At 44.7% G+C, this 13386-nt stretch carries 9 protein-coding genes; all 9 read left to right on the plus strand.

What is annotated here, in order from left to right:
• The 9 genes from fliE to ACYQ2M_RS10335 all read left to right on the plus strand — a co-directional run bounded on the left by fliE (window position 1) and on the right by ACYQ2M_RS10335 (window position 13383).
• A complete protein-coding gene (gene fliE / locus ACYQ2M_RS10295; protein WP_459916250.1) occupies window positions 1-291 on the plus strand; it encodes a flagellar hook-basal body complex protein FliE in 291 nt (96 codons plus the stop codon).
• 103 nt (window positions 292-394) lie between these two features.
• The gene (gene fliF / locus ACYQ2M_RS10300; RefSeq protein WP_459916251.1) at window positions 395-1972 is read left to right on the plus strand and encodes a flagellar basal-body MS-ring/collar protein FliF; all 1578 of its coding nucleotides are present in this window, start codon (window positions 395-397) and stop codon (window positions 1970-1972) included.
• A 400-nt stretch (window positions 1973-2372) separates the two neighbouring features.
• Window positions 2373-5861: a flagellar hook-length control protein FliK gene (locus ACYQ2M_RS10305; RefSeq protein ID WP_459916252.1), complete on the plus strand. Its 3489-nt coding sequence runs from the start codon at window positions 2373-2375 to the stop codon at window positions 5859-5861.
• A 26-nt stretch (window positions 5862-5887) separates the two neighbouring features.
• Window positions 5888-6553: a flagellar hook assembly protein FlgD gene (locus ACYQ2M_RS10310; RefSeq protein ID WP_459916253.1), complete on the plus strand. Its 666-nt coding sequence runs from the start codon at window positions 5888-5890 to the stop codon at window positions 6551-6553.
• Between the two features lie 134 nt (window positions 6554-6687).
• Complete coding sequence (locus ACYQ2M_RS10315; RefSeq protein WP_459916254.1) at window positions 6688-9567, plus strand: flagellar hook-basal body complex protein; 2880 nt, start codon at window positions 6688-6690, stop codon at window positions 9565-9567.
• Window positions 9568-10464: 897 nt separating this feature from the next.
• Window positions 10465-11226, plus strand: coding sequence for a motility protein A (locus tag ACYQ2M_RS10320; RefSeq protein ID WP_459916255.1), 762 nt, complete (start codon window positions 10465-10467; stop codon window positions 11224-11226).
• Window positions 11223-11990 carry an OmpA/MotB family protein gene (locus tag ACYQ2M_RS10325; RefSeq protein WP_459916256.1) on the plus strand — a complete coding sequence of 256 codons (768 nt, stop codon included), beginning with the start codon at window positions 11223-11225 and terminating at the stop codon, window positions 11988-11990. Before ACYQ2M_RS10320 ends, ACYQ2M_RS10325 begins: the two co-directional genes overlap by 4 nt.
• On the plus strand, window positions 11990-12730 hold the full coding sequence (locus ACYQ2M_RS10330; RefSeq protein ID WP_459916257.1) for an OmpA/MotB family protein: 741 nt from the start codon (window positions 11990-11992) through the stop codon (window positions 12728-12730). The genes ACYQ2M_RS10325 and ACYQ2M_RS10330 overlap by 1 nt, the downstream gene beginning before the upstream one ends.
• A gap of 161 nt (window positions 12731-12891) precedes the next feature.
• The gene (locus ACYQ2M_RS10335; protein ID WP_459916258.1) at window positions 12892-13383 is read left to right on the plus strand and encodes a flagellar basal body-associated FliL family protein; all 492 of its coding nucleotides are present in this window, start codon (window positions 12892-12894) and stop codon (window positions 13381-13383) included.
• Window positions 13384-13386: the final 3 nt, after the last annotated feature.

Raw genomic sequence — 13386 nt, forward strand, 5'->3', positions numbered from 1 at the left:
ATGAATAATATCAGTATTGACGGTGTGTATCAGCCATCCCTTAAGGCCGTATCTCAGACGGACAAAAAAGAGTCTGCTTCCTTTACCCAGGTTATGAAAACGGCCATGGGTAATATTGATGGCATGGGAAAAAATGCTGATAACGCCATTGTGGACATGCTCCAGGGCAAAGCTGACGTTCCGGCAACAATGATAGAACTTCAAAAATTTGATATATCCATGCAGCTTTTTCTTTCCATGCGAAATAAGGCCATTGAAGCTTACAAAGAAGTCAGTCGCATGCAGTTTTAACAACTATTCTTCAGAGAAAAGATTTTAATTTCTTAGCTTGGAAAAAACCTCTTCTTTACCAGCCTTTTTATATAAAAAATCTTAGAAAAAGGAAACCCGCAGAATGAACAGTTCTTTTGCGCACTTCATGAAGTTTGTCGGTTCATTGCCGCTTTCCAAAAAAATAAGTATATCCCTTGTAATAATGTTGATCGCTGCAGGTTTTGGTGTGATGTTTTATCTGGGGAATCAGGAAAATTATCAACTCCTTTTTAATAATTTGTCTCCCAAGGACGGTGGTGCCATTGTTGCCAAATTAAAGGAGCAGAAAGTTCCTTACCGCATTGAGGGGGGGGGCAGTGCCATTCTTGTCCCCGGAAACAAAGTATATGAATTGCGCCTCTCACTAGCAGGCGAGGGACTTCCAGGGGGGGGGACCGTTGGTTTTGAACTTTTTGACAATCCTGATTTCAGAACCACCAATTTTGTACAGGAATTGAACTACAGGCGCGCCCTTCAGGGAGAGCTTGCAAGAACGATTATGAATTTTAAAGAGGTGAAAAAAGCCTCTGTTTTTTTGGCTATTCCCAAAGAATCACTTTTTATTGAAGATGAAAAACAGACATCTGCATCCATACAGTTGGATCTGGAAGGTTCCCTGTCCCAGGCCAGAGTTGAAGCCATTGTTCGTTTGGTGGCAAATGCCGTGGAAGGCCTTGACAGTAGTAGGGTCAGCGTCGTTGATACCAAGGGGCGGGTTATTTTTCGGGGAAATGCCGGGGATGACAATATGAGCGCCGGACTGGGTGACAGTATGTTGGACTATAAAAAGAATATCGAGAAAAAAATCACCCATAATATTCAGACCATGTTGGAAGAAATTGTTGGGGTGGGAAAGGCTATTGTTCGGGTCAATGCGGAGATTAATACTGCTGAAGTGATTATCAGTGAGGAAGAATATGATCCAACTGTGGTGGTGGTCAGAAGTAATAAAATGATTGAGGAGACCATTGGTGGGGAACAGGGTAGGCAGCAGCAGACGGAAGCGAATAATATTGATCAGATGGCCGGTGTGGTCGCCCCAGCGTCCGGTTCACAGAAAACGAAAACAAGTAAAAATGCCACCACAAATTACGAGATCAATAAAATAAGCCGAAAGACAGTACGCCCGGCTGGGGGAATAAAAAGGCTTTCTGTGGCTGCTGTGGTGGATGGGGTTTATAAATCCGAAACCCGAAAAGATGGATCGGTTGTTTCAAAGTATATTCCCCGGGACAGAGCTGCTCTGCAAAGTTTTGAAAAATTAGTCAGAAATGCAATGGGGTATGATGAAAACAGAGAAGATCAGGTCTCTGTTCAATCGGTCCCATTTTCCACATCTGTGGCAATGGAAATGTCTGAGCCATTTGTGAGTGATAAATTTAACCCTATGGTATTTATAGAGACCTACGGCAAAATTATTTTTAATCTCTTTTTAATTATAGCTGCATTCTTTCTTGTGGTGAGGCCTTTGCTCAAGAGCGTCAAGGGAATTCAAGCAGAAGTCGTTGAAGAGGCAGAAGGATTACCCCTCGGGCAGGACATTAAACAAATATCAGAACCGGAAACAGCTAATCCCCGGCAACGAGTTATTGAGTTGAGCAATAAAGAACCGGAAAGAACTGCAGCTGTTATTCGAAGCTGGATCACCGGAGAAGCATGATTCAGAGGGGGAAAAAAATTCCCATCAATGGGATTGAAATATAGAAAATTTTTCCATTATGAAAGAGTTGAACCCTTGGGCGTTTTTTCCCAATAAATCTAACTTCGCGTTTTAAATAAACCATTTCTGAAAAATAATGAATATCTATGATTAATAACTTCGCCGATTATATTTTTAATCAGCTTGTTATCGATATGATGTGTTTTTTAAATCATAAATACACAACATACAGAAGCTTGGGATCCCTATTACAGGCACATTCTAAACATTGGTGAAGGTATTGATTATTTTAAAGTATTTTTCTTGAGAGAGGCATGTCTTTTGCATAAAAATAATTTTCTATAGGGAAAAATTAACCTTTGTATGTTTTGAGTCCAACCATATGGGAACAGGAAAATAAATGACAATGAAATCGGTGGTGTTCAATAAAAATTTCTTATTATCCGGTGATTCCTCGTTTTCCCGTAGAGGTAATATGTCTGAATCAATTGAGCAAAAAGGAATTAGTTTTTTTTCCATGATTCGTGATGTGGCTCAGAACGAGAATGGGCGTTTAACTCCTCGATTGTCTGAAAAGGATACCGCATCATTTTTAAAATCAGCAACGAGGTCCAACAATCTGGTAGATTCTTTAAATTCTCCTATTGAAATGGTTCGAAGAGCTTTTCTGGCCAAAGGCGTGCCTCTTGATCAAGTGGTACTGGATAAAAACGATTTTGAATCCCTGAGGACCATTCTTGATAAACTTGATTTTCCCCGAACATCAATTGACAATTTTTTCCAGCAGATGGTGCATGACAACCCTGGAAGAAAGACGACATTATCTGATTTTTTTAAAGATTTAACTCAATTTGAGAAGGAATTTAATGCCACGTCTTCTCCCCGAGTAGGAGATGCACAAACCCTTTACCTGGACAAATCTATTGTTCCCCACATTGAATCTTCGTTAAGAGACCTGGGAGTAGCACCTGAAATATTGGATTCAATACTGCCTTCGGTAAGTGATGTGGATGGCAATGTGGATCTGAAAAAACTTGTCCATCAATTAAAAAAAATACAAAGTTCTTCCATTTCACCAGATGCACCTGAAGCAAGCCGGAATCATGATGTCGTCTTGACTCCCCAACTGGTTGAAGCCATGGAAACAATGGGATTGCCGAAACCCCGTCAATCCATTGGCGCTGCTTTCTCCTTGGATAATCTTATCGGTATCATGGAGACAAAACTTGAAAGTGTCTCACTGGTTTCCCCGAAGCTTGATCCACAAGATTCCATTGTTCTGGATGAAGTTTCTGAGATTTCAGAAAAACAGTCAATGGATAATGGACAGGTTGACTCTTTCTTTGCATTTGCTGAAGCCATGATGGTGCGTCAGAATTTTGAAACGCGACGAAATCTTCAGGAATATACCCTTACAGGAGAGCTGAATTCGACCGGCGCCCCCCTCTTTTTATTAGAATCAGGCGCAACGGTGGGAGTTTCAAGTGCAAAAAGAGTTTCGATTTCATCTGATTATGTGGACGATTTTCCTGATTTTGGGAATGTAATTTCCCATGCTGAAAGACACTCTTCCGATCCCTGGAACCAGACAGAGGAACGTTCCGTTTTGGGAGATGGTATACGTGTAGATCTGGACGATGGACCAGGAGCTTTACCTGATGATGCTCAGCTCAAAACAGATATTGTTTATGTCCAAATTTCTGAAAAAATTCAGATAAATACGGATGTGTTTGTTCACCTTGACCCTTCTATTGAGTCAAATACTGTTTCTACGGGATTGGCTGAATCTGCAGTGGGTAGGATGTCTGCAGGTGAGTTCCAAATTTTCGATTCTAATCGTAAAGCAAATTCTGTTAATCTTCAATCTGACAGGCAAAAAAATCAGACAAATGAAGTGGGTATATTTGTTACTGATAAAGCCAATCCCCATGCAGGCAACGGTGAATTTAAAGATTCTGCCCAAGTGCTTTACCCAAGAGATGCTCGTGATGCATTGCAGGAAAGGGATAATTTCCAGTCTGTACTGCGTGCGGATAACTTTGATAGCCCAAAGAGCTGGCCTCCTCAGTCTCAGTCCCCACCCAACGATGTAGCGGGCGTTAAAAGTGGTACCGTTGTTTCAGAAGCCTGGGCAAATTATCAGAAACTTGTCACTCCACCTGGAGCTGATGATGTTGCGCCGGTTCTAAGGAAGTCTGGTTCCCTGGAATCCCAAGGCCATTTGGCCCAAAAACATACACATGAAGATGGTGGCGTTCAGTCCAATTCAGTTGCCTCTGATTTTCCTAAAAATCCCCTTAATGCGGAAAAAATTTCTATGGATTTACCGCAAGCTTCAATGGCTAAGTCGCTTGCTGGCGAATTTAAGGTTTCAGCTGATGTGCACAAGGTCGCAGCAGTAAATATTGACTCCCCTGGGCAAAGATTTCAGACCCATACCGGTGGGTCAGTCCTGACAAATAAAGCCGTATTTCAGTCAGACAATGGAGAATTTAAATTTCCGGATCAGATGATTCAACCGGGGAATGTAACTGATATCAATCAGGAGGGTAAAGGCTTCCATTCACCAATTCTTACCCTCAAATCTGACAGTGCAACGAGCCATCCCTCTCAGCCTGCTTCCAACCCGGCGTCTGTTGGTAAAGATGGTGTGGTAACACTTGAGCTAACTCCTTATCCACAGGGACCTGTCACTCTGCGTACAGGGGAAGAATCGTCTCCTCATTTCAAGAATATGGCTTCCCAAGACCCCCATTTTTATGGCAGCGTGCTCAAGGAAGATGACCCCTCAAATAGCGCTGTTCAATCCAATATTGGTATATCACCTTCTCTCCGTGAACGGTCTCATGATGTAAGTACATTCAAGTTGTCGGATCCAATGCTTCGAACAGGTGATATTCCTGAAATGCACATGGAAAGAAGCAGCTTACAGGCAATGCATGGCACAGACAGATCACACCGCTCTTCAAAGCCTATCTTTTCAACATCTCAATCAATGTCTAATTTTACTCAGTCACTTTCCAAAGATCACGTTGAACTTCCCAGGGAAAGTTTGCCAACGGTACCAGATACCGGGATGGTGGAAATGGCAGTTCCTGATCAATTATTAACACAGCAGAATGTGTTGCGGGAGCTGAAAGGGAATAAATACAGTTTGGGAAATCGATTTTCATTACCATGGAATAAGACGGATATGTCGGGAATGGAGTCACAGTTGATGACTGAATTAAATGCCCCTTCACAAAATGGAAACATGGGAATATCAGAGGCAATTGATGGGTTAATTGATGATATCTTGTCCGGTACGCGAAATCCTGAAGCGAAGTTCATAACGTCGTCTGCTCAGAAAGGTATTAATTTTGAGGCCCCAGGGGGCTTTGAGCGTTTATCCATGGCAACGCAGTCAAATGCATCTACAGTTCCTTTTTTTTCTCAGAAAGAAAATACATCAGGGACTGTTTTTCCACCCAATGTGGTTGAAACCGTTGGTAAGGAAATTGCTGCATTCCTTCAACGGGGTGAACGCATGTTGAGAATTCAGTTGAAACCGGCTGAACTGGGTACGGTGAATATTGAGATGGATACCAAAGAAAATGTAATAAAGTTGTCCATTGTGCCTGAAACCAGTTCTGCCAGGGAATTGTTTTTGTCCAACCATAATGAGCTCAGGCGTGTTTTGGAAGGACACGGGATCCGTCTGGAAAATCTTGAAATCCAGATGAACGATGGTTTTGCCCAGAGCATGGCCAATGGAGACCATCAATCCGCCCGGCAGCGGAATCAGCGATGGGGAACACGTTTTGCACGCATGGGTAAAAGGGAAGATGGCGCGGATTCCATTTCGCCCATGGGGCAGAACAAAGATTCTTTGTTGGACTTGTTAGTATAAACAAATAAATAAATAAGGATAAAATCATGTATATCGATACCCTTGGCACCACATATCCAGCAGCATCTTCAAAAACCAATTCAGGGGATGACTTGGGTAAAGATGCTTTCTTGACACTGCTTGTGGCCCAGATGGAAAATCAGGATCCTTTAAATCCCATGGAAGGTACCGAATTTACGGCCCAGCTTGCTCAATATAGCAGTCTAGAGCAGCTCTACAATGTTAATGATAATCTGACTTCAATCAATGATGGGCAAAATGGGATGTCCAGTTTTTATTCCCTTGATTTTATTGGGAAAGAAATTTGCGTGGATGGCAATTCTTTTTCCTTGGAACAGGGGGCTGAGGTTTCAGGTGGATTCTACCTTGATAGCTCCGCTAATTGTACTGTTAATATCTTGGATGCCAATGGACAGAAGGTGAAGATCATTTCTCTGGGAGATCTTGAGGCAGGTACCAATGGGTTTGATTGGAATGGTCTCAATGAAAGTGGTGATGCAGTTGCAGACGGAACTTATACGTTTGAAGTGACTGCCGTGGGTGATAAAGGACAGTCTCTCTCGGTGGAAACATATACCATGGGAAAAGTGGATCGTGTGAGCCTGGAAGGTGATATCCCGATGCTTTATGTGGGAAATACTGCTGTGGCGCTTTCCGAGGTTAAGGAAATTCGACTTTCTCCGGAAATTTGAGAAAATTATTAAAATTATAGATGAAATAAAATTTAAATATTAATGAGGGCTCCGTGCGGTTTTCCAGACATTCCCGAGGAATGTTTTATTTATAAAATGGGGATCGCCGCTTGGATGACACAGGAGGAATAAAGATGGCCTTATCAAGCGCACTTTTTGCTGGCAGCAGTGGTTTACGTTCATTGGGTGACACCATGCAGATTATTGGTGATAACATAGCCAATGTAAATACGATTGGATTCAAGAGCAGCAAGGCGGACTTTCAGGATTTGTTAAGTCAGTCTCTGTCCACCATGAACGGTTCTACCCAGGTGGGCAGCGGCAGTGCCATTGGAGATGTTTCTGCCTCATTTGAGCCGGGTTCTCTTGAAACCACCGGAAATGCCACGGACCTTGCCATCGGGGGGGATGGCTTTTTTGTTTTAAGAGAAACCAATGGAGAAGGTAACTATTATTCCAGAGCGGGAAATTTTGGTTTTGATGAAGATGGATATATGGTTAATCCAGATGGCTATATTGTTCAAGGCTGGAAGCTTGATTCGCTGTCTGGAACCGATGTGGGTTCCATCACTGATATTCATCTGAATTCATTTACCTCAAGCCCTGAAGAATCTACCCAAATTCAGATAATTGCCAATCTTGATTCCGCTGGTATTAATAATTCGGGTACCCTTGATTTGACGGATGTTTGGGATGGAACTGCCAATCCCCCCTTGGCTGAAGACATGTATGAATACCAGACCACGGTACAGATTTACGATTCCTTGGGAAGTACCCATGATATTACTTTCTATTTTGATAAGACAAGCACAAATGGATCTTCATATGAGTATATCGTCACATGTAACCCCAGTGAAGATCAAAGATCCTTAGATAGTAGTGGAAGCACAGGTGCCACCGCCGATTCTGTTGCAAGTGCCGCCAGAACAGCTGCGGATGTCTATACAACTGGAGATTCTGGGGGTACATATACGCAAGGAGAAATCGATGCGGCTGCCGCCGCTGCCACTGCTGCTGAAACAGCAGCCGCAGATGCAGCTGCCACAGTTGACAGCGTTGCCGCTGCCGCTAGAACCCTTGCAAATGATTACGCCGCCGCCGCTGAGGGTACATATACTCAAGAAGAAATTGATGCGGCTGCCGCCGCTGCCACTGCTGCTGAAACAGCAGCTGCAGATGCAGCCGCCACAGTTGACAGCGTTGCCGCTGCCGCCAGAACCCTTGCAGATGATTATGCTGCAGATCCCATCACTAGTACCACATATACCCAAGAAGAAATTGATGCCGTTGCTGCCGCTGCCACTGCTGCTGAAACAGCAGCTGCAGATGCAGCCGCCACAGTTGACAGCGTTGCCGCTGCTGCCAGAGCCCTTGCAGATGATTATGCCGCAGATCCCATCACAACCCCAACATATACTCAAGAGGCGATTGATGCAGCGTCAGCTGCTGCAAGTGCTGCAGAAACAGAGGCTGCAGATGCAGCCGCCACGGTTGCCAGTGTTGCCGCTGCCGCCAGAACCCTTGCAGATGATTATGCCGCAGATCCTATTACTACCGCATCTACTCAAGAAGAGATTGATGCGTCCGAAGCTGCTGCGACTGCTGCAGAAACAGAAGCTGCCGACGCAGCTGCCACCCTTGCCAGTGTTGCCGCTGCTGCAAGAACAGTTGCGGATGATTATGCCGCAGCAGCTGCTGGTACATATACTGAAGAAGCCATTGCAGCAGCTGCTGCCGCTGCCACTGCTGCAGAAACAGAAGCTGCGGATCCAGCCGCCACCCTCGCCAGTGTTGCAGCAGCTGCAAGAACTGCTGCGGATGATTATGCCAATGCTGTCGATGGTGGTACGTATAGTCAAGAACAGATTGATGCGGCGGCAGCAGCTGCCACGGCCGCAGAAACAGAAGCTGCAGATGCAGCCGCCACTGTTGCTAGCGTTGCAGCAGCGGCAAGAGCCCTTGTAGATGATTATACAAATCCTGTCCAAACTGGTACATATACCCAAGAACAGATTGATGCGGCGGCAGCAGCTGCCACGGCCGCAGAAACAGAAGCTGCAGATGCAGCCGCCACTGTTGACAGCGTTGCAGCTGTTGTAAGAACCCTTGCAGATGATTATGCGAATTCAGCTGATGGTGGCACATATACCCAAGCAGAAATGGATGCTGCCCAGGCAGTAGCTGCCGCCGCGGAGGCAGAAGAGAGCGCGGGGGGAACCGTTGATTCTGTGGCGGCTGCCGCAAGAGCTGCTGCTGATGTTTATGTGAATGCTGCCGCTGGCACATACACTCAAGCAGAAATCGATGCTGCGGAGGCAGTTGCTGCTGCAGCCGAAGCTGGAGCTTTAGATACATCTTCTGGCAGTTCCAGTCTTTCCGGTCTTTTGGCTTCCGGTGTCATTGAGTTTGGAACAGAGTCCGGTAAGATTACAGGTATTTCCATGGGAGGTTTAGATCATCCTTCGGATATTGGGGATGATCTGTTTTCATTTGAGTGCGATTTTCTAGGGGGGGAGAACAGCACCATGAACATCGCCCTTGATTTTGGTGCAAGCTATAGCCATGATACTGGTGATTGGGTCCCTGATTCTCTCACCACCACACAGTTTGCTGTGGCCTCCAACACGACTTATAAAACAAGTGACGGGTATGCTGCTGGTGAACTGCAGGATATCAATGTGGATGAAGAAGGTATTATTACGGGAACTTATTCTAATGGTCAGATGACAGCTCTGTACAGAGTCGCCCTGGCTGATTTCCAGAACGAGGATGGCCTTGTAAAGGAAGGCGGTAACCTGTTCCGTGCCACCATTGCAAGTGGCAATGCCATCACCAACAAGCCGGGAACCAACGGGCTTGGCAGCATTGCCCCGGGATCTCTTGAGCAGTCCAACGTGGATATTGCTGATGAATTTGTAAGAATGATCACTACCCAGCGGGGATACCAGGCCAACTCAAAAATTATCACCACCGTTGATACCATGTTGTCAGAACTTATGAATCTCAAACGGTAAATCATAAAATGGGGTAGATGACAGGCCATTGACAGCTGCCCCTTTTTTGACGATCATTATCAAAGGGCGCATTCCCATTTTTTCGGTTTGGTCATAATATGATTTATTTGTCATAGTTGCAGGGACCCCTCTCTGGCGAAATGTTGAACCGGGAAAATGGGGATGCGCTCTTGTTAAGATCATCAGCAGGCTCATAAAAATTGGTTTTTTTGTGGGTTTGCTTTTTAATTGTTTTTAGGACTGATATCCTTTTTTTCTCTTTATTGTGGGTTTGGCTTTGTATTGATTACAAATAATCCAGTGTTTCACTGAAAATGCGCTTGAGCTCAGTGCAATAACTGCTCCTTAAATTCATGCCTTCTCTTTTTTTCCCCTTTATAAATTCCTGATTCGCAGAAAAAGCATTTTGCTAAATTGAACTAAGCAATTGCTTTCTGAAGGATTTAATGGCATAAAGTTTGCTATTAGATTGGGTGCTGTTGTGTTATCATAACGCCACTTGTCCCAGGGTCTGTTGATATTTCAGCTATTCAGGTTGTCGGGCATACGGTTGCCGTTCTAAAAGTGCATAGCGTATTCAACTCAAGATTTGAAGCGCCATATATGGTATGAAGAATAAAGACATGCGACTCATGAGGCAGGTAGGGCTTGGTCACAATATTGGCTACTTTGGGAGGAGGTCGAGGTTGCGTTATTGGCTTTTTTGTATGAATCTGCTTTTTAATACAGGTTATTGATAAAAGTACGGAACCTGATAAAAGCCTCAGTCTTCAATAACACAAGGGTGACCCCGTTGGCACATAAATTGTGGCGGAAGGCCCATTTATGATCAAGCCAGTCAGTTAATACGGTATATGATATTTTGAGCAGATCATAGATGATATTAAAGGAGATATTATGGATATTGCCACCCTTCTTGGCATTATTTCATCATTTGGACTTGTGTTGGTAGCAATATTTATGGGAAGCGGGCTGGGCCTTTTTATAAATGCTCCGTCACTAATGATCGTTGTGGGGGGCACCATCGGGACCACAATGATCAATTATCCCCTGAAGGATGTCATAGGGGTTATCGGGGTTGCCAAGAATGCAATCTTTACCCAGAAATCCGATACCGATATCTTAATTCAACGCCTGATGGCCTTTTCCGCCAAGTCCAGAAAAGAGGGCATACTGGCACTGGAATCTGAAATTAAAAATGTGGATGATGAATTTTTATCAAAGGGTGTACAGCTTTCCATTGATGGGCTTGAACCTTCTGAAATAAGCAATCTTCTTGAAATTGAAATGGATTTTATCCGAAGTCGCCATCAGCTGGGGGCAGAGGTGTTCACCACCATGGGAACCTACGCCCCGGCCATGGGAATGATCGGTACACTCATCGGGCTTGTGCAGATGCTCCAGAGCATGGATGATCCAAGCTCCATAGGGCCTGCCATGGCAGTGGCACTGCTCACCACCTTTTACGGGTCTGTCATGGCAAATATTATTTGTATGCCCATTGCCGGGAAATTAAGGACCCGGAGCAAGGAAGAAATGTTAACCAAGGAGATGACCCTGACCGGTATTATTTCCCTTTCCAACGGAGACAACCCCCGAATCCTTGAGCAGAAACTCAATGCCTTTGTGGCTCCCAAACAGCGGGCGGTGGCTTCATGACAAAAAAGAAAAAAGAAGAAGATAAAGGCCCCGTTGATCTGGGGCCTGTGATGACGGTGAGTCTGTTTCTGATTCTTTTGACCTTTTTTATCATGCTCAATTCCATTGCTGTGGTGGATGAACGCCGGGTACGTGCCAGCCTAGGCTCTATTCTGGGGGCTTTTGGCAGTTTTACCGGTGGCTATTCCGCCTCCAAAACAGGAGAGTCCGTGACCACTCCCACGGCGCCCATGACAGAATCGGAAATTGATTTTAATCAGGTTTTAACGCTTGAAGATAAGAGTGTGGCAGAACAGGTCAGCATTACTCCCATGGCCGACAAAGAGGTGATTACCATCAATAGCGGGTTTCTTTTTGAGCCTGCCTCCATGGACATAAAGCCCGACTGCCGTTTTCTTTTAAATCGGCTGTGCGGGGCGGTTCGGGACGGGACCTACACCATTGAAATTGTCGGACACACCGGTGCAAGTCCGGCCGGTAAAGATGCCCTGGAGACCAACTGGGAAATTTCCGCACGCATGGCCATGGCGGTGTACGATTATTTTAGATTGAACGGGAAGATTGATCCAGGACGTCTGGAGCGTTTTGGAGCTGCTGGTCATCGTCCGGTGGTTTCTAATTCTACCCAATTGTCACGGGCCCAGAACAAGCGGGTGGAAATTATTCTTTACACCAAAATTCCGGAGGTGATCCAGCGCATTTTTAAGAAAAAACCCTCCAACATTTTCACTTTTGACACCTTTGACTTCAGGATATTTGACTGATGGGACGTGGACGAAACAAAGGGGATGAGGGGCCGGGACCAGATACCCAGGGATGGTTGACGACATTTGCAGATCTTGTCATGCTGCTTCTCACTTTTTTTGTACTGTTGTTGACCATGTCCTCCATGGATACCAAGGCCTTAAGGGAATCCTTTTCTCAGTTTCATGGGGCACCGGGGGTTTTGGAGTTGGGGAGCGAACAGAGCGTCAGTGCCTTGGCCGAATTTGTAAAAAAATATGCAGCCAGTGATCACCTCATGGTGGTGGACCATGACTTGATGAGAAAAATGCTGTTGCCCACCTGGGACAGCCAGACGGATAATTCCAAAGAAAGTCTTGATATCATAGCTGATCTGGTCAGCATTGAAGATGATAATATAGGCATTTCAGTGTCCTTCCACGGTGAGATGTTTTTTCATCCGGGACGGTCTGAAATAAAACAAGAAATGTTGCCTTTTCTTGATACGATTGCCGAAGCAATTGAAGCCTGCAGCAATGAAATCGATATTGTGGGCCACACCGACAATGTTACCAGCCAAGGTGGTGGGCATGACTCCAATCGAACACTTTCGTTGAAAAGAGCCATTGCCGTTCTTAATTATTTTGTGGAAATCAAACGCCTTGCTCCGGATAGATTTGCCGTTGGGGGATATGGACCATCAAGGCCCTTGGTCCCCAATGACACTCCAGAGAACAGGATGAAAAATCGCCGGGTGGATATTATTTTTAAGTATTTATGATGCCATGATTTCGGGCGTGATCACAATGCGGACACGCATCTTAATTGGAGGGGGCAACGGGCTCGGGCGTGTGTTTTGAAGAATTAAAGGATCAAAGCACTTTAAAGAACTATAGATATATTTTATTATCATATTTTATTATAGCTTATGAGGAGATATTTATGGCTGAAGAGGCATCCGAGGAAAAATCATCATCCGGCGGTTCCATGATTAAAATTATTATTATTGTGGTGGTGATCCTTGTTGCAGGGGGCGGAGGTTTTGTGGGCTGGACACTTATGAACCGGGGGGAAGATCCTTCCAAAGAGGCTGTTGAATCCACTCCCCAATTTAACGTTAATGCAACTCCCATTACCTACAGTCTGGATACCTACATTGTTAATCTCATGGGAAAAACCGGCATGAGTAAAAAATATTTAAAGGTTGGTATCATGTTGGGGATCAGTTCAGAGGAACAAAAATCTGGTATTGATCAATATAAGCCCCTGATAAACGATTCCGTGTTGATACTTCTGTCAAGTAAAACATATAATGAGCTGGGAACCGTGGAGGGTAAAATCCAATTGAAACAGGAACTCATCATGAGAATGAACCAGGTGCTGGGTGTCCCCATGGTGAAAAAAATTTATTTTACGGAATTTGTGGTGCAGTAGCAG

The organism is Desulfocicer niacini, from assembly GCF_054657595.1.

Coding starts and splice junctions, on each gene's coding strand:
- ACYQ2M_RS10310 (WP_459916253.1), top strand. CDS start 5,888: ATGTATATCGATACCCTTGGCACCACATATCCAGCAGCATCTTCAAAA.
- fliE (WP_459916250.1), top strand. CDS start 1: ATGAATAATATCAGTATTGACGGTGTGTATCAGCCATCCCTTAAGGCC.
- ACYQ2M_RS10315 (WP_459916254.1), top strand. CDS start 6,688: ATGGCCTTATCAAGCGCACTTTTTGCTGGCAGCAGTGGTTTACGTTCA.
- ACYQ2M_RS10325 (WP_459916256.1), top strand. CDS start 11,223: ATGACAAAAAAGAAAAAAGAAGAAGATAAAGGCCCCGTTGATCTGGGG.
- ACYQ2M_RS10330 (WP_459916257.1), top strand. CDS start 11,990: ATGGGACGTGGACGAAACAAAGGGGATGAGGGGCCGGGACCAGATACC.
- ACYQ2M_RS10335 (WP_459916258.1), top strand. CDS start 12,892: ATGGCTGAAGAGGCATCCGAGGAAAAATCATCATCCGGCGGTTCCATG.
- ACYQ2M_RS10320 (WP_459916255.1), top strand. CDS start 10,465: ATGGATATTGCCACCCTTCTTGGCATTATTTCATCATTTGGACTTGTG.
- fliF (WP_459916251.1), top strand. CDS start 395: ATGAACAGTTCTTTTGCGCACTTCATGAAGTTTGTCGGTTCATTGCCG.
- ACYQ2M_RS10305 (WP_459916252.1), top strand. CDS start 2,373: ATGACAATGAAATCGGTGGTGTTCAATAAAAATTTCTTATTATCCGGT.